The sequence below is a fragment of the Salinicola rhizosphaerae genome, assembly GCF_014652715.1.
GTDB lineage: Bacteria > Pseudomonadota > Gammaproteobacteria > Pseudomonadales > Halomonadaceae > Salinicola > Salinicola rhizosphaerae.
In genome coordinates this window covers 171,289-197,949 of record NZ_BMZI01000003.1, presented here as the reverse complement: position 1 = coordinate 197,949, position 26,661 = coordinate 171,289, and the positions used below count along the sequence as shown (strand labels likewise).

Genomic DNA, 26,661 nt, shown 5'->3' with positions numbered 1-26,661 from the left:
GCATCTGGCTCGCGTCGACTCAGGGCAATGGCGAATTGCCCTGTGGCGACTCCTCGACGGTATGTTTGGGCTTCTCGCTTTCGAGTTCTTCCGGGTTGCCCCGAGTGCTGGCATCCGGCTTTAACTTGTGGTGGAGCGCGCTCTTCGCCAGCATGTGCGCGGAGACCGGCGCCGTGATGAAGACGAAGATGGTGATCAGGAACTCCTGGACGACCGGGCCGTCGTGCAGGCTGAAGTAGATCATCGAGCCGATCAGCGTACAGCCGACCCCGAGCGTCGTCGTCTTCGACGGCCCGTGTAGCCGCATGTAGAAATCCTTGAGGTGGGTCAGCCCCAGCGAGCCGATGAAGGCAAAAGCGCCTCCGGCGATCAACATGAAGGCGATCACGCCTTCCAGAAGGCTCTCGAGCATCGTATTTCCTCCTATTCGGTCGCTATTCGATGATGTCGCCGCGAAGCAGATACTTGCAGATCGCGATGGTGCTGATGAAGCCCAGCATCGCGATCAGCAGTGCCGCCTCGAAGTAGTTCTTGGTGTCGAGCCAGAAGCCGAAGAGCACGATCAGCGCGATCGAGTTCATGTACATGGTGTCGACCGCCAGGATGCGATCGGGCAGGCTCGGACCGATCACCGCGCGATAGAAGTTGAGCACGATGGCGGCGGTGAACAGCGCCAACGCGATCCACAGGGCGATATCGATCATGATTCGAAGATCTCCATCAGAGGGCGCTCGTAGCGCTGGTGAATCTCGTCGATCAACTCGTTGATGTCGCTGACATCGAGTGCGTGAATCAGCAACGTCCGACCATCCAGGCGCAGGTGCGCGGAAACGGTTCCCGGCGTCATCGTGATGGTGCTGGCGAGAATCGTGATCGGGAAATTCTCTTTCAGTGTCAGCGGATATTCGACGAATGCCGGACGCATCCGCCCGCGCGGATCGAGTATCAGCTTCGAGACCTGAAGGTTGGCGGTGACGATATCGCCCAGCACGCGCAGCACGTAGAGGAACAGGCGCCAGGGGCGCTTGATCGTCGGCTGCCGTTCCCAGAAAGGGCGACAGACCAGCGGAATCGCGATGGCCAGTACGCCGCCGAGAAGCCACTGCCCAAGCGCGACGCTATGCTGCAGCAGCAGCCAGACGACGAGCAGCAGTACCGAGAGAATCGGCATCGGCAGCCAGCGCGTGGGAGGAATCATGAGCCACCTCCAGCATCAGATTGCGGCAGAATCGTTTCGGCATAAGCGCCGTGATCGAGGAGTTGCGCGGCGCTGGCGTGCGTGAAGTCGGTAATCGGCCCGGCGAGGATCGACAGTACCGGAGACGCGCCGAGCAGCAGTATCAGGCCAGCCAGCATCGCCGGCTTCAGGCGGGGACCCTCGCTGTCACCGCGACCGGCTTTCCAGAACACCGTCGAACCACTTCGCGCCATCGCGACCAGGCCTGCCAGACTCGACAGCAGCAGCAGCGACCACAGCCAAGGCTGCTCGCTCGGCTCTGCTGAGTCGAGCAGCAGCGCCTTGCCAATGGCGCCGGAGAGCGGCGGCAGGCCGATCACTGTCACGGCGCCGACGAAATAGAAAACTCCCAGCAGTCCCGGCTGGGTGACGCCGCGACCGGGGACGATGCGTGCGCCCGCCTTGCCGCGCTGCTCGCTGATCGCATCGGCGAGCAGGAACAGTCCGCCGCTGACCAGCGTGGTGTGGATCATGTAGTAGAGCAGGGCGGTGATCGGCGCTTCACGATTCATGCTGACGCCGACCAGCAGCGTGCCGACCGAGATCAGGATCAGGTAGGCGACCTGGCCGCGTAGATCTCGGGCCGAGAGCACGCCGACGCCGCCGAGCGCGAGCGTTGCCAGGGCGAACCACCAGAGCCACGGCTGCACGAAGTTGGCCAGCTCCCCGGCGCCGCTGCCGAAGATCAGCGTATAGACGCGCAGAATGGCGTAGATACCGACCTTGGTCATGATCGCGAACAGGGCGGCTACCGGCGCGGGGGCGCTGGCATAGGCGCGCGGCAGCCAGAAGTAGAGCGGCAGAATCGCCGCTTTCAGACCGAATACCACCAGCAGCAGGAAGGCACCCGCCTTGAGTAGACCCAGCCGGTTCGGGTCGAGCGTCGCCACCTTCTGCGAAAGATCCGCCATGTTGAGCGTGCCGGTCGTGCCGTAGATCACGCCGAGCGCAATCAGGAACATGGCCGAGCCTGCCAGATTGAGCGCCACGTAGTGGAACCCCGCCTGGGTGCGGTCCTTGCCGCCGCCGTGCATCAGCAGCGAGTAGGAGGCGATCAGCAGGACCTCGAAGAACACGAACAGGTTGAAGATATCGCCGGTCAGAAAGGCGCCGTTGATACCCATCAGCTGCAGCTGAAACAGGCCGTGGAAGTTGCTGCCCTTGCGGTCGTCGCCAGCGCAGGCGTAAGCGAGGCTGCCCAGCGCCAGAACGCTGGTCAGGCACACCATCAGTGCCGAGAGGCGGTCGAGCACCAGCACGATGCCGAACGGCGGTTGCCAGTCGCCCAGCGCATAGTAGGTGATCTGGCCGCTGTCGCTCTGGACGACCAGGCAGGCGCCGATGACGACCAGTAGCGCCGTCGATGCCAGCGCAATGCCGCGGCGCGGCAGCCGCGTGGCATCGCGCTTGAGCAGCATCAGCACGCCACTCAGCAGCGGCAGGAGAATCGGGAGGATGATCAGGTGCTGCATCAGGACTTCTCCTCCTTCGACTCTTCTCCGCGCTGATCGTTGACCTGGTCGCTACCCTGATCGCCGCGCACCCGCATGGCCAGGATGACCGAGAACGCCGTCATCGCGAAGCCGATGACGATAGCCGTCAGTACCAGCGCCTGTGGCAGCGGGTCAGCGTAGCGGGACGCATCGTCGCTGATCACGGCGGCGCCATTGGTCGTCAGGCCGCCGGTCGAGAACAGAAACAGGTTGACTGCATAGGAGAGCAGCGTCAGCCCGACGACCACGGGGAAGGTGCGCCCGCGCAGCGAGAGGTAGAGACCGCTGGCGGCCAGAAATCCGGTCACGGTGGCAAAGAGCGCTTCCATCAGAGGGCCTCCTTATCATTCTCTTTGCTGGGCCGGTGCGGTGTCGTCAACTTGCCCAGGTTGGCCAGAATCATCAGCGTGGCGCCAACTACGGTGAGATACACGCCGAGGTCGAACAGCATTGCCGTCGCCAGTTCGATATCGCCGATAAAAGGAATATGGAAGTGGCCGAACGCCGAGGTCAGGAAGTTGTGCCCGAATAGCCAGCTGCCGAGGCCGGTCAGCGCCGCGATCAGCACGCCGACCACCGCAATGGGTTGGTACTGGAAAGAAAGCCGGGTCTGGGCCCAGTCCACACCGCGCGCGATGTAGAGCAGAATCAGCGCCACGGCGGTCACGAGGCCGGCAATGAAGCCGCCGCCGGGCTCGTTGTGACCCCGCAGGAAGATGAACACCGAGACCAGCAGCGCCAGCGGCAGCAGGCTCTGGGAGACGGTCGCCAGCAACATCGGGTGCAGGTCCTTCGACCAGGGACGGCCTTCGCTATCGCTCGAGGGCATAAACAGGCGCAGCCGGTTGAGCAGCTTGTAGATGCCGATGGCAGCGATACACAGCACCGTGATCTCACCGAGAGTATCGAAGCCACGGAAGTCGACCAGGATGACGTTGACCACGTTGTGACCGCCGCCGCCGCTCACTGCGTTGTCGAGGAAGTAGCCGGAAATGCTGTCCAGCGGCCGCGTCAGCAGCGCGTAGTTGAGACTGGTGACGATGCCCCCGAAACCGGCCGCCAGCAGCACGTCGCGAACGATGCGACCGCCGCTCGACTCCTTCGGCGTACGCTGCGGGAGGAAGAAGAGCGCGAGCATCAGCAGAATGACGGTCACGACTTCGACGGCCAGCTGCGTCAGCGCGAGATCCGGCGCCGAGAAGCGCGCGAAGGCGAGCGAGACCATCAGCCCGACCACCGACAGCATGATCAGCGATACGAGGCGGCGCCGGTGCAGGATCGCCGTGCCCAGCCCGGCGAGGATCGTGATGATCGCACCGACGATCAGCAGACCATCCAGCGGCTGCAGCGCCTGGCTGCCCTTGAGCCGATCCAGGTCGAGCAGGCCGCTACCGGTCAAGAACAGCACCGCGACGATCAGCCACAGCATGTAGCGCTGCAGCGAGCCGTTCTCGAGCTTGTCGATCGCGACCTGGGTTGCGGTCAGCACGCGGCGCACGCTGACCTCGAAGATCATCAGCGCATTGCGCTGGGGGAACTGGCGCTGAAAGGCGAACAGATTGCGCCGAGCCAGGTAGAGACCGACACCGCCGGCCAGTGCGATGACGCTCATCAGCAGTGGCAGGTTGAAGCCGTGCCAGATGGCCAGATGCAGCTCCGGGCGAGGCGGCGTGATGGTCGCCTCCGCGGCAGCCTGCAGCAGGCCGGTGACGGTCAGCGCCGGCAGCAGGCCGATGACCACGCAGAGTGCCACCAGAATCAGCATCGGCAGGCGCATGAAGAAGGGCGCTTCGTGAGGGGCCTTTGGCAGCTCGGTGGCCTTGGGGCCGAAGAAGACGTTGCGCACGTAGCGCAGCGAATAGGCGACCGAGAGCAGGCTGCCAAGCGTCGCCAGTACCGGAATCAGCCAGGCGAGACCGCCGAGGATGCCGGTGTTGAGCGTCTCGGTCAGCATCATTTCCTTGGACAGGAAGCCGTTGAGCAGCGGCACGCCGGCCATCGAAGCCGCCGCCAGTGCGGCCAGCACGGCCGTCATCGGCATGTAGCGCCGGATGCCGCTCAGCTTGCGGATATCGCGCGTGCCGGTTTCGTGGTCGATGATGCCCACCGACATGAACAGCGACGCCTTGAACGTGGCGTGGTTGATGATGTGGAAAAGCCCTGCCGCCACGGCCAGCTTGCTGTCGAGGCCGAACAGCATGGTGATCAGCCCAAGGTGACTGACGGTAGAGAACGCCATCACGCCCTTGAGGTCATACTTGAGCAGGGCAAAGTAGGCGGCGTAGATCATCGTGACCAATCCGGTCAGCGTGACGATATAGAGCCACAGTTGCGACCCCGCCAGCGCTGGATGCAGACGCGCCAGCAGGAAGACGCCGGCCTTGACCATGGTGGCCGAGTGCAGGAAGGCGGAGACCGGTGTCGGCGCAGCCATCGCATGGGGTAGCCAGAAATGGAACGGGAACTGCGCCGACTTGGTAAAGGCGCCCAGCAGGATCAGCAGCAGCGCGGGCAGATAGCGCGGATCGGCCTGAATCAGATCCCGGCTGTCCAGCACCGTCTGCATATCGTAGGTACCGACGATATGCCCGATGAGCAGAAAGCCGGCGAGCATTGCCAGACCGCCCATGCCGGTGACGGCAAGCGCCATGCGGGCGCCACGGCGGGCCTCGCTCTGATGATGCCAGAAGCCGATCAGCAGAAACGACGAGAGGCTCGTCAGCTCCCAGAACACCCACAGCAGCAGGAGGTTGTCTGCCATCACGATACCGATCATGGATGTCATGAACAGCATCAAATAGCTGTAGAAGCGCGGCATGCTGTCTTCGGGCGACAGGTAGTAGCGGGCGTAGAGAATGATCAGCAGGCCAATGCCGAGAATCAGCAGCAGGAACAGCAGCGTCAGGCCGTCGAGTCTGAAGGCCAGGTCGAGCCCCAGTTGCGGCACCCAGCTGAGACTGAAGCGATATATCTCGCCGGCCAGAACGCCCGGCGCGTGAGCGAGGACGATCGCCAGGGCGATAGCCGGCAGCAGCGCGGTACTCCATGCGTTCAGATTGCGCTGCCGGTTATTGCCCAGCAGCGGTATCAGGCTGCCCAGCAGCGGCAGCAGAACGATCAGCGGCAGTGACATGAGGTGTCGCTCTAGGTTGGCTCGGAAAACCGTCGGCAGATCGCGTGATGACGCTCTCGAGGCCGATATCGGATTCTCGCGTGCTCGAAATGAATGGCTTGGCTCAGTGTATGCGATGTCACCCGACGCGCGCGGCCGCGAATCGCGTGCACACCGGCAGTGATCCAGCGCCCGGGATCGTGTCTTCGGGCGTGTCGGGCGGCGGCGTTGTCAGCGGGCGCGTCAGGGACCGGTCAGGCTGGGAAGCCTTCAGAGGCGTCGGGGCGGATCTGTCAGATAGGGACGGCGGACACCGCGCGGTGCCAGCATCCAGGCAGGCGTTTTATCTCGAACCGTGGTATCGCCGGCGGCAAACGGCAGAGTCTGGGCACCGATACAACAGGTCGCGCATGTCAGCGAAGACTGGCTAGGCATGTGGCCCGGCATGGTGTCTCTCCTCCTTCAGAACACGCTCGGCATTGATTGGGTCAACGTCAAAATTATTGAAAGTATTGATTATTTGTCTGCGCCGAGCGATGGCGTTGAACCGACTCTATCACGCCGTTTTGGCCCTAGCCATAGCGCCTGCTGGCCCTCTCGTCTCTGTGGCGTTGTACATCTCTTGTTAAGCCATAAAGGTGTTGTACAATTGTTGGTGCCCAAGCCTTTTGCCGAGGTTTCAGCTTACTGTTGCGATTCTGGACGATTTTCGAAGTTTCGGACTGATGGTGAAATGAACTGATGGTGAAGTGAAGAGTCCAGCCCGAGCGTTTCGGCGCCGCTCGGCCTCCGTGGCAATCGAGGATTCCCCATGATGGCACACAGTGATCTGGTCTGGCTGCGGCGAGACCTGAGATTGATCGACAACGAACTCTTCGCCTGCCAGCCGCGGGCGGAATCGATGCTGTGCGTCTATGTCCTCGAGCCGGAGTGGCTTGACCCCGAGTCAGAGGCGCTCGACGGCGGGCAGTGGGCATTTCTCTGGGAGAGCCTGATGGCGCTGCGCGGGAACCTGCTGACGCGCGGGAGCGACCTCCTGGTGTGCGTCGGCAACCCAGCCAGGCTGCTGCCGGAGCTCTTGCGTAGAATCGGCGCGACGCGTCTCATCACCCACGACATGGCCGGTGAGAACGAGCAGCGAACGACGCAGGCGCTTCGGGAAGCGCTGGGTGCGGAACGTCTGACGGTCCTTTCGGATTCACCCCTGTTTGCCGCGCTCTCGCGTCCGGAATCCAACGACGACATGAGTTTCGGTGCCTTCGTCGAACGCACTCGGGACAGCGCACTGCTGGAGCCGCTGACCGTGGTGTTACCGGTCTCGCTCCCGCCCTGGCCGGAAGATGGTCCGCGTGGCCTTCCTTCGATGGACAGCCTATCCCTGCCGCGACAATCCGCCGCGGATGTCAATGCTCTCAGCGGCGGTGAGGACGCTGCGCAGGCACGCCTTCAGCGGTTGGCGGCGGGCGACGAGCCCTGGAGTCTCGTTACCTCGCGCGAGCTGCTGCGCTGGCGCGACCTTGGCTGCCTTTCTCGCCGTCAGCTCTACGCGGCCAGTCGTGATGTCGAATCAGACGCCGGCACGAGCGACCCGCGGGAGGCTGCCGTCGGCAAAGCGGCCAGGCAATTCCTGCGCCATGAGCTGCTGTGGGGGGAATATCAGCAGTGGCGAGGCGAAGCGAACGCCGCAACGTCAGCCGGCAAGGTCGACCCGATCGGTGGCAGCGAGGGGCGCTACCCGGCGCCTGGCGACGCGTCGTGCGATCACCTCGAGGATAGCCGGAACCCTCTCTGCGCTGGCGAAACCCCATTGCCCGCGGACAATGGCCTGGACGCGACACAGGATGGGTCCCTTCACACGCCAACGCCCTCCAGGGACAAACGGGAACGACCCGCAACGGACTCCTGGTACGACCGTTACTGACTCGATGGCGAGAGAGGTCGTGACCGGCTTCCCGGTCAACGCCGATGCGCTACACTGGCACTTCCGGGCCGCGCCGCCAGTATCGGGGGCACGGCGGGCCGGGACTCAGGGTTTCCAGCATCAAGTCAGCATCAAGGAAGTGCTCCGTGAAGCGATCACTGTCGATCAAGGCATCAGCCACCGCCTCTCTCTGTCTCTCGCTCGCCCTCATGGGCTGTCAGAGCGTCGCCGACACTCACACGGTAACGCCGGATACTGCCGGGTCTTCTGCCGGTCAATCCGCCTCGCCGTCCCAGCCTGATGCCCCGTCCGCGAATGCGGCTCCCGCGAAGGCTCGCAACGAACCGGCAGCGACGTCGTCCTCCACCAAGGACCCCGCCGGATTCAAGGCCTGGGTCGATGACTTTCGCCAGAGTGCAGCCGCCAAGGGCGTCGATCGATCGACGCTGGCGCTCGCCTTCGACAGCGCCAGCTATCTTCCGCGGATTCTCGAGTACGATCGCTCCCAGCCGGAGTTCACCCGCCAGATCTGGAGCTATCTCGATAGTGCCGTTTCCGATCAGCGTGTCTCGACCGGGCGTCAGCGGCTGGCGGCGAATCGTGCCCTGGCCGACAGGGTGACCGCCGAATACGGCGTGCCCGGCGAGGTGATCGTCGCGATCTGGGGTATCGAGAGCAACTACGGCAGCAATTTTGGCGACTTCGAGACCATCGATGCCCTGGCAACGCTGGGCTACGATGGCCGCCGCCAATCGTTCGCTCGGGGTGAGTTGATGTCCGCGCTCAAGATCCTGCAGAACGGCGATATCGATCGTGACCACATGCGGGGATCGTGGGCCGGCGCGATGGGGCATACCCAGTTCATTCCCTCGAGTTTCCTGGCTTACGCGGTCGACGAAGACGGCGACGGGCGCCGCGATATCTGGGGCAGTATTCCCGATGTGATGGCCTCGACCGCCAACTATCTCGATGACGCAGGCTGGCAGCGCGGCCAGCCGTGGGGCGTCGAGGTGACGCTGCCTGATGACTTCGACTACTCCCAGACCGAGCTTTCCGAACGGCATGCCACGGCCACCTGGCGCAGTCAGGGCGTCACGCCAGTCGCGGGGGGCACGCTGCCGAACTTCGACCAGGCTTCCGTGATTGCGCCGGCCGGTGCCAAAGGGCCCGCGTTTCTGGTCGGGCATAATTTCCGTGTGATCATGCGCTACAACGCCTCGACCAGCTACGCATTGGCCGTGGCAACCCTCTCCGATCGTATCGCCGGTCGCCCGGGTATCCAGGCCAATTGGCCGCGCAATGAACCGGCGCTGTCGCGCAGTCAGATCCGCCGTCTGCAGCAGGCGTTGAACGATAATGGCTTTGCCGTCGGCACGCCCGATGGGCTCGTCGGTCCGAACACGCGCGCCGGACTGCGCGCCTATCAGCGCAGCATCGGTGTCATCCCCGATGGGTATCCGACGCAGTCACTGATCGCGCGGCTGACTGACGGTTGATCGCCGAGGGCCAGTTGCTGGGTGTCGGATGCTGAGGCTCGGTTGCCGAGTGACGAGAGCGGAACGCCGCGCCCAGCCCTCGCCCGGAATTGGCCGCTCTTTTGCGCGCAAACTTCGCCTTTCCCCGCGCGCTCGTGATGGCAGACTGGCCGCCAACATGTGGAACGGCGGCCTGACACGAGACTCGGCTGCCTCGAATCAGCGGGGAAGTCATGGGCGTCGAACGTTTCATAGCGAGCAACAGCCGTGAGGCCATGCGCCAGGTGCGGGCGAAGTTGGGCGAGGAGGTGCTGATCCTCTCCAATCGCACCGTCGAGGGCGGCGTCGAGATCATCGCGATGGCCGAGCAGGAGCACGAGGCCGCGCTGTCGACCCTGACGGCGCAATCGGCGCCCGCGGCATCGGATACATCGCCGGTTGCACCCGCGTCGACCTCAGCGTCAGCGGCGTCATCTAACGCCGCGCAGACGCTTCCCGACGCGCCGGCCGCGTGGCAGGCGTTTCAGCAACAGCTGCTCGACAATGTCCGCTCACTTCTGCAGTCGCGAGACGACTCGCCGGCAGAGACCGCTTCCCGGTACGCAGCGCTCCGTCAGCGTCTGATAAGGGCCGGATTCTCGGCGACACTGACCGACGAGATCGTTCAAGACCCACCGGAAGAGCTGCGGGATGTATCCGCGGATTCGCCAGCGGCACTGGCTTGGCTGCGTCGTCAGCTGCGAGCGCGCCTCAGCCTGCTGGATGACGAGGAGGCACTCTTCGCTGACGGGGGTGTCTTCGCGCTGGTCGGCCCGACCGGCGTCGGCAAGACCACGACCACCGCCAAGCTGGCCTCGCGCTACGTGATGCGCCACGGCGCGAAAGACGTTGCGCTGGTCACGACCGACAGTTACCGAATCGGTGCCGCCGAGCAGCTGCGTATCTACGCGCGCCTGCTCGGTGTCGACGTTCACGCGCTGGACGCCGACGGCAATCTCGGCGATCTGCTGGCGCGACTGACCCAGCCGCGCCGTGCGCTACTTTCCCGCGCCAGTGCCAAACGTCTGACCGTCATCGACACGGTCGGCATGAGCCAGCGCGATCAGCGCCTGGTGGGCGAGATCGCACGCTTGGCGGAGGGGCCAGCACCGGTGCGGCGGGTGCTGGTGCTCAATGCGGCTGCCCACGGCGATACCCTGGCGCAGGTGATCGAGTCCTGGCAGCGGGCCTCTTCGGAGGCCGGCGAGCCACTGTGGGGATGCATTCTGACCAAGCTCGACGAAGCGGCACGGCTCGGGGGCGTTCTGGACGTGGTGATGCGCCATCGCCTGAAGCTCTGCTATCTCTCTCGCGGCCAGCGGGTGCCGGAAGATCTCGAGCCGATCGATGCGGACCGATTGCTCGACGAAGCGCTATCGCTGGCGGACGCGTCCGATTTCGTGGGCGATAGCGACCGCGATGTCTCACCCCACCAGGCGCGCCAGCAGGCGCTCTCCCGCGGTGTCTTGCGCCAGAGCGACGCGCTCGCCACCACCCTCGCGACACTGCGTCAGCACAATCTCGGCATGACGCTGCTCGAGCAGACCTGGGCTCGCGCCCGGCGCCACGATGCCAGTCAGCGCGATTTCGCCCGGCTGATGGCCGACACGACACAGCAGCAGTTGCTGGCGTCCAGCGATTCGGCACACGCGCTCTACTGGTCGAAGACGTCGAACGTCAGCGGCGCCGATCGGGCGATGCCGGTCATCACGCTGGATCATCAAGGGCTGCCGCAGCCGCTCGCCTGGCCACGCCATCGTCTGCCGGCAGGGCGACCGGAACAGCTCGAATGGGCCGAAAAGCTGGGCGCCAGCTGGCATCTGATGGCGCAGCTCCCGGCCTTGGCGGAGCTCGAGCGTCTGGATAACCATGGACGAGGCTGGCTATCGAGCGTTGCCGCCACGCGTCGCGTGCGCCACGGCGGCGAGTGGCTGCCGCTGTCGCAAGTCATCGAACTCGGCGAGACGCTGCCGGCTCGCGAGCTCATGCACCATGGTAAGCGTGCGACGTTGAACTTGACGCGTATCGAGACGACGCTCTGCGAGAAGCGTCATGCCGAACCGGCGCTGGCAGTCGTCGCCTGGTCTGGCGAGATTCGTGATCGGGACGATGGGCGACGGCTTGCCAGGCGCTACTGGCTTAGCAGCGCGCGCGCCGGTCTCGACGTCGCTTCCCGGCTAACACAGGCGGTGGCGGTCGAGTCGCTGCCCGCGCTGACCCGACAAGCGGATACGCTACTCGATGCGCGCGGCCTGATCGAACACGAGCGTGCCGAGCGCTGGCAGCTGGCGGCATCGCTCGCCGCGTTGGCGCTGCGCCTGAGTCTCGAGGAAGCCGACTGGGCAATGGACGTCAGAGCGCGGCTATCCGGCATCGCGCAGCGGCGCTGCGGTCGGCGGCCAAAGGCGTTGCTCGAAGCGATCATGGACACGCTCAGCGCGCATCAGGCGCTCTCCCGTCATGACGAACGCGAGACGTTGAGCGAAGCGGCGTGAACGACCAGGCCGCCGGACTGCGGGCCTGGGCCTCGCCCGATGCCCTGCCGCTGGGCGTGATCGGTGAGCCGGGGTACGACGCGTTGATGAAAGTCGTCGCTGGCTTGCCGACCCTTGCCGAGCGCGCCTGGCTGCCGATTGGCGAGGCCGAAGCCCGCCGCCGTGCCGCTTCGGCCTGGTTACTTTGGGCCGATATCGCCCAATTGGACGTGGCAGAGCTCTACCGGCGGTTGAAAGTGTCCGTCGGCCCCGGCTCGCTGCCGCTGCTCTGGATTCATGACACCCGGCAAGGTGGCAGCGTCGCCGAGCGTGATGCCTCACGCCGTGAGGCGAGATCGCAACCTGCCGAACGGCTGCTCGACAACCTGGCGGTCAGCGCGCGGCGGTTTCTCGGCGTGGAATTGACGCGCGACGCCGAACGCTGGCGGTCACGTCTCATCGAGTGCGGCAGGGCGTCGGGCTGAGGCCTGACGATCTCGTATGCCACTCTCATCTTCCTTGTCGAGCGTCGAGGTTAACCGGCCGATCGCGGTCACGACCTCACTGGCGTGTCGATAGACCTCCTGAATGATCTGCCCGGTATCTCCCACCAGCGAGACCCCCTGTTCAACGTTGGTCATGCAGTGCTGCATGTCGTCATTGGCCTGCGTCGTCAGTCCCTGAAATCCCTCGATGACCGCGCTGATATCGCGGGTTGCCGTGGCAGCCCGCTCGGCCAGCTGTCGTACCTCGTGGGAGACGACCGCGAAGCCGCGACCATGCTCGCCCGCTCGGGCCGCCTCGATCGCCGCGTTCAGCGCGAGCAGATTGGTCTGTTCCGCCACCCGTCGAATGGCGGCGAGATGCGTGTCGATCTCCTCGGACTGATCGCGTAGCGTCGCAATGCGCCCGGAAATGGACTCGATGGTCGTCGCCATCTTGTGAATTTCGGCCGTGGCTTCCTCGAGCAGGCGCGCCCCCTGCTGGGATATGTCCTGCGTCTTGGAGGAGATGCCGTAAGCCATCTCCGCGCTTTCCGACTCGGCCTGCTGGCGCAGCACGCGTTGGGTGATGTCGCTGGCGAATTTCACCACGCGCACCAGGTGGCCCTGGTCGTCGTAAACCGGGTTGTAGGTGGCCTCCAGCCATAGCACGTCGCCATTGGCACGGACGCGCTGGAACTGGCCCGAGAAATACTCGCCCTGATTGAGGTGCTCCCAGAAGCGGCGATACTCGGCGCTGGCCGCGTATTCCGCCGAGCAGAGCATGGCGTGGGGGCGGCCGATCAACTGGTCTCGGCGATAGCCAGTGACCTGCAGGAAATTGTCGTTGACGTCGAGGATGCGACCATCGAGATCGAAATCGATGCTCGCCATCGACCGGTCCAGTGCCGAGAGACGGCTCTGGTCGGCGAGCGCCTGTTGAACCCGAGGGGTGGCGTCATTGGCGAGTTTCACGATGCGCACCACCTTGCCCCGACTGTCCTTCACCGGGTTGTAGCTCGCTTCCAGCCAGACCGTTCGGCCGTCGCGGGTCAGGCGCTCGAAACGCCCGCTGACGAATTCGCCGCGAGCGAGGCGCTCACGAAAACGCCGGTAGTCATCACTGCTCGCGTGTCTGGCGGTGCATAGACGGGGATGCGCCAGTCCCATGACATCTTCCCGGGTGTAGCCCATCAGCGAGAGAAAGTTGTCGTTGGCCGCGATGACGTTCATCTCGGTGTCGAACTCGACGATGGCCGATGACCGGTCCAGCGCCGCCATGAAGGCGGTGTCTGAACTGCCGATTAATCGTTTGAGCATGGGGTTGTTCCTCGCAATTGGCGAGAGCGCATCCGTGCGTCTCCGTCCATTGATATCACTATATAGAGGAATATCGGCGGGAAGACGATTTTACTTAATCAAACTTCGGACTCTTCAAACGATGCGAGGTGGGAATATGACGGTGATCGGAGTGGGCGTGTCTTGTCTGGCGGGCCGTCAGGGATGTCCGGCGGGCAGCTAGAATAGCCGCGCCAGCAGGGCAGTGACGGCAGTCTCGACGCGCAGGATTCGCTCGCCGAGATGGATGCCTTCGAAGCCGCTCTCCAGCAACCGCTCGACCTCATAGTCGACGAAGCCGCCTTCCGGTCCGATCGCGAGCAGGGTCGGATCGTCGATGCCGCGCGGGCAGGCGGCCGGCATGCCGGGGTGGGCCAGCAGCCCGCGCCGGTTCGCCAGCAGAGCCGGCAGTCGGTCCTCGAGAAACGGCTTGAAACGGGTCTCGAACGCCACCTCGGGCAGGCGGGTATCGCGCGCTTGCTCGAGGCCGAGCAGCAGGTGCTGGCGGATCTTCTCCGGGCGCAGCTCCGGTGACTGCCAGTAGCTCTTCTCGACGCGGGCGGTATGCAGTAGCGTCAGCCGTTTGACGCCGAGCGCGGCGACGTGCTCCAACGTGCGCGCCAGCATTCGCGGTCGGGGCAGGGCGAGCAGCAGATGAACGGGCAGCGGCGGTGGCGGCTCTCGATCCAGGGCTTCGATCCGCAACGTGGCTTCGGCATCGTCCAGGGTCAACAGCTCGGCGCGGCCGATTCGGCCATCCAGGGCGCCAACTGTCAGGCGATCGCCGGGCTGCGCGCGGTGAACGTCGCGCAGGTGCTGCAGGCGCCGCGCATCGGTGAGGCGTGCATGACTTGCGTCCAGCCAGTCCGGGGGTTCTAGCAGAATCAGATTCATCGGATACGGTCGAGAAGTCGCGGGCGGCAGCTATCGGGTTGGGCGCCATTGTGCCTCAAGGCGGCGGCGGGCGGCACGCGTTTCTGACATAATGCTGGCCATCCATTCTCATTCACTCGCGGGCCGCCTGGGCCCGGCGCAAGAAGGCTAGCGATGAAGGTTCTGATCATTGGTGGTGGAGGGCGCGAGCACGCGCTGGCATGGAAAGCGGCGCAGTCGGCGCAGGTCGAGACGGTATTCGTCGCCCCCGGCAATGCCGGCACGGCACGTGAGTCGAAGGTGACCAATGTTGCCATCGACGCCATGGATACGGCGGGGCTGATCGACTTCGCGCGAGACAATGCCGTGGCGTTGACCATCGTCGGTCCCGAGGCGCCACTGGTCGCTGGTGTCGTGGATGCCTTCGAAGCCGCCGGCCTCGCGATCTTCGGGCCGAGCCAGGGTGCTGCCCAGCTGGAGGGCTCCAAGGCATTCACCAAGGATTTCCTGGCGCGCCACGCAATTCCTTCCGCGGCGTATCGAACCTTTAGCGAAGTGGCGCCTGCGCTCGATTACCTCGCCGAGCATGGCGCGCCGATCGTGATCAAGGCCGATGGGCTGGCTGCCGGCAAGGGGGTCGTCGTGGCGATGACCGAGGCGGAGGCGCAAGCAGCCGTTCGTGACATGCTCGAAGACAACGCCTTCGGTGACGCCGGTGCGCGGGTGGTGATCGAGGAGTTTCTCACTGGCGAGGAGGCGAGCTTCATCGTCATGGTGGACGGTGAGCACGTGCTGCCGATGGCGACGAGCCAGGATCACAAGCGCGCCGGCGATGGCGATACCGGGCCCAATACCGGTGGCATGGGCGCTTACTCCCCGGCGCCGGTCGTTACGCCCGAGATCGACCGCCGTATCATGGATGAGGTGATTATGCCGACGGTCAAGGGCATGGCGGCGGAGGGGCATCCGTATACCGGTTTTCTCTACGCGGGCCTGATGATCGACGAAAGCGGTGCGCCTAAGGTGATCGAGTACAACTGCCGCTTTGGTGATCCGGAGACCCAGCCGATTCTGATGCGCCTGCAGTCCGACCTGGTGTCGCTGTGCCAGGCGGCGCTCGCGCAGCGGCTCGACGAAGTCGAGTGCCAATGGGACCCGCGCGCCGCTGTCGGCGTGGTGATGGCTGCCGGCGGTTATCCCGCCAGCTACCGCAAGGGCGACGAGATCACCGGGCTCGAGGCCGCCTTTGATGCCGGCTGTCATGTCTTCCATGCGGGCACCCGGCTCGATGACCAGGGGCGCGTGGTGACCAGTGGTGGACGCGTGCTCTGTGTGACGGCGCTGGGCGACAGCGTCGCCGCCGCGACGGCCAAGGCGTATGCCAGCGTCGAGATGGTACGCTGGGAGGGCGCGCTCTACCGACGCGATATCGCACATCGCGCCATAGCTCGGGAAAAACGCGCTGACTGAACGTACCGGTCCTTGGCGGTGGCGCCCGGTTGGCGAGCGCCGCGCGCCCAGCGGAGAAGCGGACATTGCCGTCGCGGACGGATAAAAGGGTCGCGGACGGATTGCGTAGAACAAGGAATCGTCGCCATGCAGCGCTGGGAATTCATCTTCACCGAGCATCGGGAAAGCGTGCGGACTCGCCGCCCGGCGTCGGCCGCGATCGCTTGCAGGCGGGAGTGTCGGCATGTCGCGTGAATATCCGATCATTGCCGTGACGGGCTCTTCCGGCGCGGGTACGACGACCGTCAAGCGGACCTTCGAGCGCATGTTCGGCCGTGAAGATGTCCACGCTGCCTTCATCGATGGCGATGCCTTCCATCGCTACTCGCGGGCCGAACTCGCGCAGATTCTGCAAACGGCGCCCGAGCGCAAGGCGGAGCTTTCGCACTTTTCGGTCAAGGCCAACCTGCTGGACCAGCTCGACACACTGTTTCAGGAGTATGGCGACAGCGGCAAGGGCACCTATCGCCACTATATTCATGCCGAAGACAAGCGCATGATCGAGGCGGGCTGGCAGGTGGGAACCTTCACCGACTGGCAGCCGATCCCGAGCGGGACGGATCTCATGCTCTACGAGGGGCTGCATGGCGGACTGGTGACGCACGATGTCGATATCGCGCGTCACGTCGACATGCTGATCGGTGTGGCCCCGACCATCAATCTGGAGTGGCTGCAGAAGATCGATCGCGACACCAAGCTGCGGGGGTACTCGCAGGAGGCGGTGATCGACACCATCCTCGGGCGCATGCAGGACTACGTGCGCTACATCCAGCCGCAGCTCTCGCGCACCCACATCAACTTCCAGCGCGTGCCGACGGTGGATACGTCCAATCCGTTCGAACTTCAGGATGTGCCCAACGACGGCGAGTCGTTCGTCGTGATCCGTTTCCGCGACCCCTCCGTGGTCGACTTCCCCTATCTCGTGACGATGATCCATGATGCGTTCATGAGCCGGCCGAATACCCTGGTCGTGCCGGGCGCGCGCCTGTCGCTGGCAATGGATCTGATCCTGGCTCCCCAGGTCCGTCAGTTGCTTGCCCAGCGGCGCTTTCGCTGAGCTGGCTCCCGCTTTCGTCTTACGTCTGGAGACCGTATGGAACCGACGCTATTCAGCAAGATCATCGACCGCGAAATTCCCGCGGACATCGTCTACGAGGACGAGCATGTGCTCGCCTTCAACGACATCAACCCTCAGGCACCGACCCATATTCTGATCATCCCCAAGAAACCGATCGCGACGCTCAACGATATCGAGGAAACCGATCTCGCCCTGGTCGGCCGCCTTCAGTACACCGCCGCGAAGCTCGCCAGAGATCTCGGCTTTGCCGATGACGGCTACCGCGTGGTCATGAACTGCAACGAGCAGGGTGGTCAGACGGTCTATCATATCCACATGCATTTGCTCGGTGGCCGAGCCATGCAATGGCCGCCAGGCTGAAGCGGCGGCGCGCACGAGGACGGCTTGAAGAAACAGAATCGAAGGACCGATTTCAGGAGGGGCGCATGAACCGAAAACTGTCTCACGCGGACAATCTGATCCATCAGTTCGATACCGTGCTGCGCACGCTGGTGCCGAAGGCGGCTCAGCCTGGCAGGCCATCTCCTGCCAACGCGCAGCCGGAAGCCCTGCTCGATGATGATCAGCGCCGAGACGTGGCCGGCCTGATGCGCGTCAATCACACCGGAGAGGTCTGTGCCCAGGCGCTCTACCAGGGGCAGGGGTTGACGGCCAAGCTGAGCGAAACGCGTGTGAAGATGGAAGAGGCCGCCGCCGAGGAGATCGATCATCTGGCCTGGTGCGATCAGCGGCTGCAGGAGCTGGACAGCCGCACCAGCTATCTCAATCCGGTCTTCTACGCTGCCTCGTTCGGGCTCGGTGCCGTCGCCGGCGCCGTCGGCGATCGCGTCAGTCTCGGCTTCGTCGCCGCCACCGAAGAGCAGGTCGGCCACCACCTCGAAGCCCATCTTCGCAAGCTCCCGATCGACGACAAGCGCTCCCGCGCGGTGCTCGAACAGATGCGCGTGGACGAAGCCAAGCACGAGCGCCAGGCGCTCGAGTCTGGTGGCCAGCGCTTCCCGCTGCCACTCAAGTGGGGCATGCGGCTGGTCTCGAAGGCGATGACCAAGAGCGTCTACAAGGTCTGATTCGCAAGCTACGGCCGCGCCGGGGGCGGGGCGCGGTAAAAGCGGCTACGAACTACGAAAAGCACCAGTGACAACGTCGCTGGCGCTTTTCTGTACCAGAACCCCATGCTGGTTTTCGCGGCTCGCGGCTCGCGGCTCGCGGCTCGCGGCTTACGCTTCGCGAATCTCGTAGTCGTGGGTGATCTCGACGCCGCCCTTGGCGAGCATCAGCGAGGCGCTGCAGTACTTCTCGGCGGAGAGGTCGACCGCGCGCTTCACCTGTGCGTCCTTGAGCCCCTTGCCGGTGACGACGAAGTGCACGTGGATCTTGGTGAATACGCTGGGCGTGGTGTCGGCGCGTTCGGCGTCGAGCGTTGCCACGCAGTCGGTGACGTCGGCGCGCGCCTTCTCGAGAATCTGGATCACGTCGTAGGAGGTGCAGCCGCCCAGACCCATCAGCAGCATTTCCATCGGGCGCGGGCCGGTGTTGCGGCCGCCGCTGTCCGGGTTGCCATCCATCACCACGGCGTGGCCGCTGCCGGATTCGGAGAGGAACTGGCGACCGTCGGTCCATTTGACTGTGGCTTTCATCTTTCGCATTCCTGTCTGGGGCGATCTAGCGACGTCTGTCGCGTATCGCGCGTGTCATGACTGATGGCGCGCAGGATAACACTCTCGCTGGCGTCGGTCGTCAGGTGCGCTGGAGGCGAGATTCGAGCTCATGAAGCCGCTCGGGCGTGCCGACATCGACCCAGTCGCCGCGATGGTGCCAGCCGCCAACTCGCCCCGCCTGCATCGCTTCGATCAGCAAGGGCGCGAGCTTGACCGGTGTCTCGTCCGGCAGGGCTGCGATCAGTTCGGGATGAATCACCCCAAGGCCCGCGTAGATAAGACGCGGCTCACCGCTGGCCTGCAGGCGGCCGTTGACGTCCAGGTGGAAATCGCCATCGCGGTGAAAGTCGGCGGTGTCCACCATCACCAGTGAGGCCAGGTCGCCGGCGTCGAGCGAGAGACGCTCGAGCGGGAAATCGGTCCACACGTCGCCATTGAGTAGCGCAAAGGGGGTATCGCCGAGCCGGGGCAGGGCATGGCGAATGCCGCCAGCGGTCTCCAGCGGCGTGGCTTCGACGCTGAAATCGAGCGCGACGCCGTAGCGGCTGCCGTCGCCAAGCGCATCGATGACCTGCTGAGCGCGGTAGCTCACGTTGATCACGATCTCGCGAAAACCGGCGGCAGCCAGGCGCTCGAGGTGATGAACGATCAACGGCTTGCCAGCCACCGGCAGCAGCGGTTTGGGGCAGTGGTCGGTCAGCGGGCGCATGCGCGTACCCAGTCCGGCGGCGAGGATCATCGCTTTCATGAAGAGCATTCCTGATCTCGGCCGGCGTGATGTTCGGCCAGACGGGCCTCCATCGCCGGTCGATAGCTGTCGCGGAGCCAGTGGCGGAAGTCGACGAGTGCCGGCAGCGCCTCGAGCCCTTCATCGAGATGACGAAGGAAATGGGGCAGCCAGTCGAGATAGCGCGGTTTGCCGTCGCGCAGGTAGAGCCGACAGAACTGACCGAGGATCTTCAGCTGACGCTGGGCGCCGATGGATTCCACGGCTTGGCGAAAGTCGTGTTCTGTCATGCGTTCGTTCAGTACGCCGCTGTCGATCGAGCGTCGGCGGAAGGCATCGATCCAGCGATCCATCTCCTCGCGCGGCCAGCGATGATAGCGCCCGCGCAGCAGCGAGATCAGGTCGTAGCCGAGCGGGCCAGCCAGCGCCCCCTGGAAGTCGATGATCCAGAGCCGGTCGCGGTGGACCATCAGATTCATGGCGTCGAAGTCGCGATGAACCGCGACCGTCGGCAGCATCGCGATATTGTCCAGCAGGTGGCGTTTGATGGTGGGCCAATCGCCCGGCGTCTCGATCTTCAGCCAGCGCGCGAGACCCCAGTCCGGGAAGCGATCCATCTCCTCTTCCAGAAACGCCGGTGAGTAAGGGGGCAAGTCGTCGTGGGGCGCCAGGCGTTGAATCTCGTCCAGCACGGCGAGCGCCTGTGCCGTGCCGCGGCGGGCCTCGTCTTTCGTGCCGAAGTGATGATGGAGACTGTCATCGCCGAGATCATCGAGCTCGAGAAAGCCCTGCGCGAGATCGACGGCGTGGATCGTCGGCACCTGCAGTCCCGCTGCCTGCCACTGCCGGCCGATGCGCACGAACGGCTCGCTCTCCTCGAGCGCGGGCGGTGCATCCATCACGATGCGCGAAGTGGCCCCGCTTACGGCGCCGGCGGGAAAGGTGACGCGACAGTAGCCGCGCAAGCTGGCATCGCCGGCAATGGGATCGAAGCGGCAGGTGTCGGGATCGAGATCGTGCTGTGTGGCGATCCAGTCGCGTAGAGTGTCGAGGCGCAGAGTCATGCAAGCTTCCGCTGGTGAAAATGGCAGAGAGTGACGTCGTCGTTGCCGAACCGTCTACGGCGTGTCGAGTTGACTGACCTGACATGGCACCGCATGCTGAGCGCAATCTTTTGCGCCGGCGCATCGGCTATTCGCGCCCGGGGTTTCGGCATGGCGCGCTCAATACGCCAAGCGTCTCGGTAGGCACTTCGACGACGCATAAGCACGCCAGTGTGTCGTGTTCGGCGGCCGCTCGCCATGCCGTCACTCTCACGCGAACGAACAGGGAACGGCTTCGCGGCAACTCTCGGCGAGGTCTGTATAATACCGGCTTCACTCGGCAAGGACACAGAGGACATGGGCAAGCGACTGGTCTGGACTGCCCTCACCGGCCTGATCTCTTCGACGGCACAGGCGGCACCGCCCGCGCCACTTCCGGCGGATCAGCTCGATTGGGTGCCTTGGGGTGATGCGGCTCCCAGCGGCGCACTTTGCGGCGGGCGCTACGTACAACCGGGATATCTGCTGCCGGAAGGCAAGACGCCGGAAGAAGTGCTCTCGGACTCGCAGTCGGCCGAGTATGGCAACAACGGAGAGACCATCCTCGGTGGCGAGGTGGTGCTGCGGCGGGGCGACAGCCAGCTGCAGTCGCCGCGGGTCCGTGTGAACGCGGCGCGGGACACGGCCTTTGCCGATGGCCCGCTGACGATTCGTTATCCCGGTCTGCTGGTGCGCGGCGACGACGGCCAGGTCTCGCTCGACAGCGATGCCGCGCGCATCGACGACGCCCATTACGTCCTCCATGACCAGCGAGTGCGCGGCGATGCGCAGTCGATGCAGCGCCTGGCAGACGGCCGCTACCGCATGAGCGAGGCGAGCTTCACGACCTGCGCACCGGACAGCCGCCTGTGGCGGATCGTCGGTAACGACGTCACCATCGACCGCGACCAGGGCTACGGCACGGCGAGCAACGCGCGTCTCGAGATGGGTGATGTGCCGGTCTTCTACTGGCCGTGGGTGCGCTTCCCGATCGACGACCGCCGTCAGAGCGGTTTTCTGTGGCCGAGCATCGGCGTTTCCGGCGATGGACTCGACTACGCGCAGCCCTACTATCTCAATCTCGCCCCCAACTATGACGCCACGCTGACGCCGCGCGTCATCACCGATCATGGTGCCATGCTGGGCGGCGAGTTCCGCTACCTGTTCGGCAGCGACCAGGGATCGATAGAGGGCGCCTATCTGGCGGACGATAACGGTGGCGACAACGACAACCCGAACGATCCCAACGATGCGTTCGAAGGCGAGGATCGCTGGTATGTCGACTATCGGCACAACGGCTATTTCACGGACCGTCTCGACTATGGGTTGCGCTACGGTGCCGCCAGCGACGGCCGCTATTTCGACGATTTCGGTACCAGTTTCGCCGAGCAGGATACCGAGTACCTCGAGCGTCTGGCGCGGATCAGCTATCAGGGTACGACCTGGAACCTGGATGCCCGCGCGCAGGGCTACCAGCGCATGGACTATCCGCTCGACGAGGACGATCGACCCTATTACAAGCTGCCGAGCCTAACGGCCAACGCGCGCTGGGATCAGGACAACGGGCTCTACGAAGAGTGGAACTCCAACGCTACCTACTTCTGGCGCGACCTGCACGGCGTCGATAGCGATGGCTTCTGGGAAGACGAGCAGACTGGCGATCAACGTCAGATTCCGCTCAGTGAGGCGGCCAACGGTTCCCGTGTGACGCTGGCACCGGCTCTGGGCTGGCGTGGTCAGCCGTCGTGGGGGTTCCTCGAGCCCCGCGTCCAGCTCTGGCAGACCCACTATGATCTCGATTACGGCAATCGAGATACCGACCGTGACGAGAGTCTTTCACGAACGGTACCGGTTTACTCGGTCGACTCCGGGCTGATCTTCCAGCGCGACGTGTCGCTGTTCGATCGTGACTGGAAACAGACCTTCGAACCACGCCTCTATTACGCCTACGTGCCGGAGCGCGATCAGTCCGACTATCCGGACTTCGACACCGACGAGCGTCCGGTCTCCTGGAGCCAACTGTGGTCGCCATATCGTTTTACCGGCAGCGACCGCATCGGTGACGTCAACAAGCTCTCCTACGGTGCCTCGACGCGATTTCTCGAGGACGACACCGGGCGTGAACGCCTGGCACTCTCGGTCGGCCAGAGCGCCTACTTCGAGAATCGCGACGTCACGCTGCTCGACGGCAGCGAAACGCTGTCGCCGGAGCAGGCGCGCTACTACGACTATCGCCGGACTCGGGATCGCTCGCCGGTCGTCACCCAGCTCGACTGGCGCATCAACGATCAGTGGCGAACGCGCTACTCGTGGCTCTACGACGCCGATCGCTCGCGCACCGAAAAGGCTTCCGCCTACGCCCAGTATCTGAGCCCGGCCGGCCACGTATTGAACCTTGGCTACCGTTGGCAACTCGAAGGGTTCGATCCTTCCGGTGACGTCGACGATCAGCTGGGTTACGACCGCGAGGATTTCGATGTCTCGTTCGCCTACAAGGCGACGGCATCGCTGGATCTGATCGGGCGTTATCTCTACGACAACACCAACAAGCGCGACCTGGAAAGCCTGGCCGGCGTCCAGTTCAACAGCTGCTGCAGCGCCGTGCAGGTCGTCTGGCGAGAGTGGGTCGATGACAACGACACCGGCTACACGACCGATGATGACTACACGGACCGTGGCCTGTTCCTGCGCTTCGTGTTCAAGGGGCTGGGCGGCGTCGGTCAGGGGACGGACAGCTATTTCGCGTCGGCCGTGCCCGGCTATCAGCCGACCGACTTCTAAAGCGGCAGTCTCAGGACATCCAACAACACCGCATTTCGATAACGCGGTATCGAAACTGATGGCGCGCCCGACGGTGCGTCGTCAAAACAGTCGAGAGTCAAGCAAGAGAGGTAGGCATGCGTCTTAAAGCGTGGATCCCCCTGGCACTGGTGGCGCTGATGTCGCCGCTGTCGGCGGTAGCAGAAGAAGTGCCGCTGGATCGCATCGTCGCGGTCGTCAACGACGACGCCATCATGCACAGCCAGCTCGAGAGCCGGGTAGCGCAGGCGCGCAATCAGCTGCAGTCGAGAAATATCCAGGCGCCGCCGGGCCAGGCGCTGGAACGGCAGGTGCTCGACCGCATGATCGTCGAGCAGATCGAGCTTCAGATGGCGGAGAACGCCAACCTGAATATCGATGAGACCCAGCTCAATACGACCATGCGGGGCATCGCCAAGAACAACGGCCTGACGCTGGATCAGTTCGCCGATCAGCTCGAGCAGCAGGGGCAGACCCTGGCGGAAGTGCGCGAGCAGGTGCGCCGCGAGCTGCTGATCCGGCAAGTGCAGCAGAGCCAGGTGGCGAGCAAGGTGACCGTCTCCGATCGCGAAGTCGACCGCTTCCTCGAGCAGAACAGTCAGACCAGCAATGCCTCCTATCACCTGGCGCAGATACTGGTCGCCGTGCCGCAGTCGCCGACGCCGGATCAGGTCAAGCAGGCGCAGTCCAAGGCACAGGATCTCCATCAGCAGCTGCAGAACGGCGCTGACTTCCAGCAGCTCGCGGTGGCGCAGTCCGACGGCGCCCAGGCGCTGCAGGGCGGCGATCTGGGCTGGCGTCCGGCGGCGCAGATCCCCTCCATCTTCGCCGAGGTCGTGCCGGCGCTGTCGCAGGGCGAGGTGAGCCAGCCGATTCGCAGCCCCAGCGGCTTTCATCTGGTCAAGCTGCTCGAGACACGCGGCAATTCGGGCGGCAAGATGACCCGGGAACAGGCCAGCCAGGCGATTTTCCAGCGCAAGGTCAACGACGAGCTGGAAGCGTGGACCCAGGAAATTCGCGCTAGCGCCTACATCGACAACCGCCTCGACCAGGGTTGATGACAGCCTCGCCGGTGACATCGCCCGCTCTGGTACTGACCACCGGTGAGCCGGCCGGTATCGGGCCGGAACTCGCGCTGCTAGCAGCCGAAGATTGGCAAGGGCTGGCGGCGAGCGTCGTCGCGGTCGGTGATCCCGAACTGCTGGAGGCGCGAGCTCGCGAGCTCTCACTGTCGGTGACGCTGGATGTCTGCACGCCGGGTGAGGCGATCGCGCCAGCGGTCAACGGTCGTCTGCCGGTGTGGCCCGTCGGTCTCAGGGCGCCGTCGCACGCGGGTCGGCTCGACCCTGCCAATGCCGGTTACGTGCTGGAGACGCTGGACGTGGCCATCGCCGCCTGTCGCCGCGGTCAGGCTGACGCGATGGTGACCGCGCCCCTGCACAAGGGCGCCATCATCGAAGGCGGCCATCCTGGCTTCACCGGACATACCGAATATCTACGGGATGCCTGCGGCGTCGAGGAAGTGGTGATGATGCTCGCCACCGAACGAGACGGGCGAACGTTCCGCGTTGCGCTGGCCACCACACACCTGCCGCTCCAGCAGGTGTCGGCGGCGATCACGCCAGACGGTCTGACACGCGTCATCCGGGTACTGGTCTCAGAGCTCCAGAGCCGCTTCGGCATCGAGGCGCCGCGCCTGCTGGTCTGCGGCCTCAACCCGCACGCCGGCGAGGATGGTCATCTCGGTCGCGAGGAGATCGAGATCATCGGCCCCGCGCTGACGCGTCTACGCGAGCTGGGTATCGATATCGTCGGGCCGCTGCCGGCGGATACGCTTTTCACGCCGCGCCATTTGGATGCCGCCGATGCCGTTCTGGCGATGTATCATGATCAGGGGTTGCCGGTGCTCAAATACGCCGGTTTCGGTCGTGCCGCCAACATCACGCTCGGCCTCGGCATGGTGCGCACCTCGGTCGATCACGGCACGGCGCTAGACCTGGCCGGCAGCGGCCTCGCCGATGTCGGCAGTCTTCGCGTGGCGCTGGATGTCGCTCGCCAGATGGCGACTCGCGTCAATTAAGGAATCTGTCTTTCATGTCTAGTCGTTCTCCCGACCGTGCGCCGCTGCCTCGTGCTCGCAAGCGCTTCGGCCAGAACTTTCTCCAGGACAGCGGCATCATCTCGCGCATCGTGCGCTCGATCGGTCCGCGCGCCGAGGATCGGCTGGTCGAGATCGGTCCCGGGCAGGGGGCGCTCACGGCGCCGCTGCTTGCCGCAGCCGGCGCGCTCGAGGTGATCGAGCTGGATCGGGATCTGATCCCCGGCCTGCGCGTGCAGTTTTATGACTACCCCGAATTCACGATCCACGAAGGCGATGCGCTGAAGTTCGACTTTCAGGCGCTGTCGCAAGAAGATGGGCGTCAGCTTCGGGTAGTCGGCAACCTGCCGTACAACATCTCCACGCCGATCATCTTCCATCTGCTGGCGGCGCGCGGCGCCATCGCCGACATGCACTTCATGTTGCAGAAAGAGGTGGTCGAGCGGTTGGCGGCGCAGCCGGGGGGCAGCAACTGGGGCCGCCTGTCGGTGATGACGCAGTACTACTGTCAGGTGGAGTCGCTGTTCGTCGTGCCGCCGGAAGCCTTCGTGCCGCGCCCCAAGGTCGACTCCGCCATCGTCCGTCTGACGCCGTTTCGCGAGCTGCCGGCGACGGCGCGGGACGAAGCGCATTTTGCCGATATCGTGCGAGCGGCTTTCGGCCAGCGCCGCAAGACTCTGCGCAACAACTTCAAGGGCATCATCGCTGCCGATGCGCTCGAGGCGCTCGGGATCGATCCCGGTCGCCGGCCGCAGACGCTCTCGGTCGGCGAGCTCGTCACGATCAGCAACCACTCGATGGAGAACCTGGCGTGAGGCGCTCTGCGCCACTCGCCGGCTGGCTTCTCGAGCGAGACCCCTTTGTGAGCATCTGTCATGTCTGAAGTGCCTCCGGCGATCACCGTCGACGTCGAACCCGAATTTCGCGAGGATGAGTCGTCGGTCGACGACCAGCGATTCGTGTTCAGTTACACGATCACCGTTCACAACCATTCCGAGCGCAGCGTGCAGCTGCTCTCTCGCTATTGGAAAATCACCCAGGGTCACGGCAAGGTGCAGGAAGTTCGCGGCAACGGTGTCGTCGGCAAGCAGCCCACGATCACTGCCGGTCATAGCTTCCGCTACACCAGTCGCGCCGTGCTCGAATGTCCGGTGGGCGTGATGCAGGGCAGCTACACCTGTGTCGATGTCGCCAGTCAGCAGTCGTTCGACGTCTCGATTGCGCCGTTTCGGCTGGCCGGGCCCAACCAGGTTCACTGACCCGCTC

Annotated in this window: 24 protein-coding genes; 13 read left to right on the top strand and 11 right to left on the bottom strand. The window is 64.5% G+C overall.

Annotated elements, in window-relative coordinates; genetic code table 11:
• Nucleotides 1-19 precede the first annotated feature (19 nt).
• From IE125_RS07105 to IE125_RS07080, 6 genes are read right to left on the bottom strand one after another with little or no spacing between them, the layout of a single operon-like run.
• Nucleotides 20-412, bottom strand: coding sequence for a Na+/H+ antiporter subunit G (locus IE125_RS07105; RefSeq protein ID WP_189443969.1), 393 nt, complete (start codon nt 410-412; stop codon nt 20-22).
• A gap of 22 nt (nt 413-434) precedes the next feature.
• The gene (locus IE125_RS07100) at nt 435-704 is read right to left on the bottom strand and encodes a K+/H+ antiporter subunit F (protein WP_189443968.1); all 270 of its coding nucleotides are present in this window, start codon (nt 702-704) and stop codon (nt 435-437) included.
• Complete coding sequence (locus IE125_RS07095) at nt 701-1,198, bottom strand: Na+/H+ antiporter subunit E (protein WP_189443967.1); 498 nt, start codon at nt 1,196-1,198, stop codon at nt 701-703. Before IE125_RS07095 ends, IE125_RS07100 begins: the two co-directional genes overlap by 4 nt.
• Nucleotides 1,195-2,712 (bottom strand): monovalent cation/H+ antiporter subunit D, encoded by a 1,518-nt coding sequence (locus IE125_RS07090; protein WP_189444269.1) that lies wholly within the window; start codon nt 2,710-2,712, stop codon nt 1,195-1,197. The genes IE125_RS07095 and IE125_RS07090 overlap by 4 nt, the downstream gene beginning before the upstream one ends.
• A complete protein-coding gene (locus tag IE125_RS07085) occupies nt 2,709-3,059 on the bottom strand; it encodes a Na+/H+ antiporter subunit C (RefSeq protein WP_189443966.1) in 351 nt (116 codons plus the stop codon). Before IE125_RS07085 ends, IE125_RS07090 begins: the two co-directional genes overlap by 4 nt.
• Complete coding sequence (locus tag IE125_RS07080; protein WP_189443965.1) at nt 3,059-5,863, bottom strand: monovalent cation/H+ antiporter subunit A; 2,805 nt, start codon at nt 5,861-5,863, stop codon at nt 3,059-3,061. The genes IE125_RS07085 and IE125_RS07080 overlap by 1 nt, the downstream gene beginning before the upstream one ends.
• Before the next feature lie 790 nt (nt 5,864-6,653).
• On the opposite strand from IE125_RS07080, the gene IE125_RS07075 reads away from it, so the two are divergent.
• From IE125_RS07075 to IE125_RS07060, 4 genes are all read left to right on the top strand, one after another.
• Nucleotides 6,654-7,763, top strand: coding sequence for a deoxyribodipyrimidine photo-lyase (locus IE125_RS07075; protein WP_189443964.1), 1,110 nt, complete (start codon nt 6,654-6,656; stop codon nt 7,761-7,763).
• Between the two features lie 146 nt (nt 7,764-7,909).
• Nucleotides 7,910-9,259: a lytic murein transglycosylase gene (locus IE125_RS07070; protein ID WP_229808972.1), complete on the top strand. Its 1,350-nt coding sequence runs from the start codon at nt 7,910-7,912 to the stop codon at nt 9,257-9,259.
• 212 nt (nt 9,260-9,471) lie between these two features.
• Nucleotides 9,472-11,772 carry a flagellar biosynthesis GTPase FlhF gene (gene flhF, locus IE125_RS07065; RefSeq protein WP_189443963.1) on the top strand — a complete coding sequence of 767 codons (2,301 nt, stop codon included), beginning with the start codon at nt 9,472-9,474 and terminating at the stop codon, nt 11,770-11,772.
• Nucleotides 11,769-12,236 (top strand): hypothetical protein, encoded by a 468-nt coding sequence (locus IE125_RS07060; protein ID WP_189443962.1) that lies wholly within the window; start codon nt 11,769-11,771, stop codon nt 12,234-12,236. The genes flhF and IE125_RS07060 overlap by 4 nt, the downstream gene beginning before the upstream one ends.
• Here the strand turns inward: IE125_RS07060 and IE125_RS19485 are convergent.
• Nucleotides 12,201-13,553 (bottom strand): methyl-accepting chemotaxis protein, encoded by a 1,353-nt coding sequence (locus tag IE125_RS19485; protein ID WP_189443961.1) that lies wholly within the window; start codon nt 13,551-13,553, stop codon nt 12,201-12,203. The two genes, IE125_RS07060 and IE125_RS19485, sit on opposite strands and share 36 nt — an antisense overlap.
• A 198-nt stretch (nt 13,554-13,751) precedes the next feature.
• The gene (locus IE125_RS07050; RefSeq protein ID WP_189443960.1) at nt 13,752-14,465 is read right to left on the bottom strand and encodes a 16S rRNA (uracil(1498)-N(3))-methyltransferase; all 714 of its coding nucleotides are present in this window, start codon (nt 14,463-14,465) and stop codon (nt 13,752-13,754) included.
• 153 nt (nt 14,466-14,618) lie between these two features.
• Here IE125_RS07050 and purD point away from each other — a divergent pair, with 153 nt between their 5' ends.
• The 4 genes from purD to coq7 all read left to right on the top strand — a co-directional run bounded on the left by purD (nt 14,619) and on the right by coq7 (nt 18,098).
• Nucleotides 14,619-15,914 (top strand): phosphoribosylamine--glycine ligase, encoded by a 1,296-nt coding sequence (purD, locus tag IE125_RS07045; protein WP_189443959.1) that lies wholly within the window; start codon nt 14,619-14,621, stop codon nt 15,912-15,914.
• A gap of 223 nt (nt 15,915-16,137) precedes the next feature.
• Nucleotides 16,138-17,010, top strand: coding sequence for a phosphoribulokinase (locus tag IE125_RS07040; protein WP_189443958.1), 873 nt, complete (start codon nt 16,138-16,140; stop codon nt 17,008-17,010).
• A gap of 36 nt (nt 17,011-17,046) precedes the next feature.
• Complete coding sequence (locus tag IE125_RS07035; protein WP_189443957.1) at nt 17,047-17,391, top strand: histidine triad nucleotide-binding protein; 345 nt, start codon at nt 17,047-17,049, stop codon at nt 17,389-17,391.
• Between the two features lie 65 nt (nt 17,392-17,456).
• Nucleotides 17,457-18,098 (top strand): 2-polyprenyl-3-methyl-6-methoxy-1,4-benzoquinone monooxygenase, encoded by a 642-nt coding sequence (gene coq7 / locus IE125_RS07030; RefSeq protein WP_189443956.1) that lies wholly within the window; start codon nt 17,457-17,459, stop codon nt 18,096-18,098.
• A gap of 150 nt (nt 18,099-18,248) precedes the next feature.
• Here coq7 and IE125_RS07025 read toward each other — a convergent pair whose 3' ends face one another.
• The 3 genes from IE125_RS07025 to IE125_RS07015 form a co-directional block, all read right to left on the bottom strand.
• The gene (locus tag IE125_RS07025) at nt 18,249-18,668 is read right to left on the bottom strand and encodes an OsmC family protein (protein WP_189443955.1); all 420 of its coding nucleotides are present in this window, start codon (nt 18,666-18,668) and stop codon (nt 18,249-18,251) included.
• A 100-nt stretch (nt 18,669-18,768) separates the two neighbouring features.
• A complete protein-coding gene (gene murU / locus IE125_RS07020; protein WP_189443954.1) occupies nt 18,769-19,437 on the bottom strand; it encodes an N-acetylmuramate alpha-1-phosphate uridylyltransferase MurU in 669 nt (222 codons plus the stop codon).
• The gene (locus IE125_RS07015) at nt 19,434-20,480 is read right to left on the bottom strand and encodes an aminoglycoside phosphotransferase family protein (RefSeq protein ID WP_189443953.1); all 1,047 of its coding nucleotides are present in this window, start codon (nt 20,478-20,480) and stop codon (nt 19,434-19,436) included. Before IE125_RS07015 ends, murU begins: the two co-directional genes overlap by 4 nt.
• Nucleotides 20,481-20,816: 336 nt before the next feature.
• Here IE125_RS07015 and IE125_RS07010 point away from each other — a divergent pair, with 336 nt between their 5' ends.
• The 5 genes from IE125_RS07010 to apaG all read left to right on the top strand — a co-directional run bounded on the left by IE125_RS07010 (nt 20,817) and on the right by apaG (nt 26,654).
• A complete protein-coding gene (locus IE125_RS07010) occupies nt 20,817-23,279 on the top strand; it encodes an LPS-assembly protein LptD (RefSeq protein ID WP_189443952.1) in 2,463 nt (820 codons plus the stop codon).
• Between the two features lie 116 nt (nt 23,280-23,395).
• Nucleotides 23,396-24,355, top strand: coding sequence for a peptidylprolyl isomerase (locus IE125_RS07005; protein WP_189443951.1), 960 nt, complete (start codon nt 23,396-23,398; stop codon nt 24,353-24,355).
• Nucleotides 24,355-25,377 (top strand): 4-hydroxythreonine-4-phosphate dehydrogenase PdxA, encoded by a 1,023-nt coding sequence (pdxA, locus tag IE125_RS07000; protein ID WP_189443950.1) that lies wholly within the window; start codon nt 24,355-24,357, stop codon nt 25,375-25,377. Before IE125_RS07005 ends, pdxA begins: the two co-directional genes overlap by 1 nt.
• Before the next feature lie 14 nt (nt 25,378-25,391).
• Complete coding sequence (gene rsmA, locus IE125_RS06995; RefSeq protein ID WP_189443949.1) at nt 25,392-26,210, top strand: 16S rRNA (adenine(1518)-N(6)/adenine(1519)-N(6))-dimethyltransferase RsmA; 819 nt, start codon at nt 25,392-25,394, stop codon at nt 26,208-26,210.
• A gap of 60 nt (nt 26,211-26,270) precedes the next feature.
• Complete coding sequence (gene apaG, locus IE125_RS06990; RefSeq protein ID WP_189443948.1) at nt 26,271-26,654, top strand: Co2+/Mg2+ efflux facilitator ApaG/CorD; 384 nt, start codon at nt 26,271-26,273, stop codon at nt 26,652-26,654.
• The last annotated feature ends 7 nt before the right edge of the window (nt 26,655-26,661 follow it).

Bases quoted from the DNA above. Each gene is read 5' to 3' on its own strand.
- IE125_RS19485 (WP_189443961.1), bottom strand. From the start codon at position 13,553: ATGCTCAAACGATTAATCGGCAGTTCAGACACCGCCTTCATGGCGGCG.
- IE125_RS07050 (WP_189443960.1), bottom strand. From the start codon at position 14,465: ATGAATCTGATTCTGCTAGAACCCCCGGACTGGCTGGACGCAAGTCAT.
- IE125_RS07105 (WP_189443969.1), bottom strand. From the start codon at position 412: ATGCTCGAGAGCCTTCTGGAAGGCGTGATCGCCTTCATGTTGATCGCC.
- IE125_RS07095 (WP_189443967.1), bottom strand. From the start codon at position 1,198: ATGATTCCTCCCACGCGCTGGCTGCCGATGCCGATTCTCTCGGTACTG.
- murU (WP_189443954.1), bottom strand. From the start codon at position 19,437: ATGAAAGCGATGATCCTCGCCGCCGGACTGGGTACGCGCATGCGCCCG.
- rsmA (WP_189443949.1), top strand. From the start codon at position 25,392: ATGTCTAGTCGTTCTCCCGACCGTGCGCCGCTGCCTCGTGCTCGCAAG.
- IE125_RS07005 (WP_189443951.1), top strand. From the start codon at position 23,396: ATGCGTCTTAAAGCGTGGATCCCCCTGGCACTGGTGGCGCTGATGTCG.
- IE125_RS07075 (WP_189443964.1), top strand. From the start codon at position 6,654: ATGATGGCACACAGTGATCTGGTCTGGCTGCGGCGAGACCTGAGATTG.
- IE125_RS07010 (WP_189443952.1), top strand. From the start codon at position 20,817: ATGGGCAAGCGACTGGTCTGGACTGCCCTCACCGGCCTGATCTCTTCG.
- purD (WP_189443959.1), top strand. From the start codon at position 14,619: ATGAAGGTTCTGATCATTGGTGGTGGAGGGCGCGAGCACGCGCTGGCA.
- IE125_RS07035 (WP_189443957.1), top strand. From the start codon at position 17,047: ATGGAACCGACGCTATTCAGCAAGATCATCGACCGCGAAATTCCCGCG.
- IE125_RS07080 (WP_189443965.1), bottom strand. From the start codon at position 5,863: ATGTCACTGCCGCTGATCGTTCTGCTGCCGCTGCTGGGCAGCCTGATA.
- coq7 (WP_189443956.1), top strand. From the start codon at position 17,457: ATGAACCGAAAACTGTCTCACGCGGACAATCTGATCCATCAGTTCGAT.
- IE125_RS07040 (WP_189443958.1), top strand. From the start codon at position 16,138: ATGTCGCGTGAATATCCGATCATTGCCGTGACGGGCTCTTCCGGCGCG.
- apaG (WP_189443948.1), top strand. From the start codon at position 26,271: ATGTCTGAAGTGCCTCCGGCGATCACCGTCGACGTCGAACCCGAATTT.
- flhF (WP_189443963.1), top strand. From the start codon at position 9,472: ATGGGCGTCGAACGTTTCATAGCGAGCAACAGCCGTGAGGCCATGCGC.
- IE125_RS07025 (WP_189443955.1), bottom strand. From the start codon at position 18,668: ATGAAAGCCACAGTCAAATGGACCGACGGTCGCCAGTTCCTCTCCGAA.
- IE125_RS07085 (WP_189443966.1), bottom strand. From the start codon at position 3,059: ATGGAAGCGCTCTTTGCCACCGTGACCGGATTTCTGGCCGCCAGCGGT.
- IE125_RS07015 (WP_189443953.1), bottom strand. From the start codon at position 20,480: ATGACTCTGCGCCTCGACACTCTACGCGACTGGATCGCCACACAGCAC.
- IE125_RS07100 (WP_189443968.1), bottom strand. From the start codon at position 704: ATGATCGATATCGCCCTGTGGATCGCGTTGGCGCTGTTCACCGCCGCC.
- pdxA (WP_189443950.1), top strand. From the start codon at position 24,355: ATGACAGCCTCGCCGGTGACATCGCCCGCTCTGGTACTGACCACCGGT.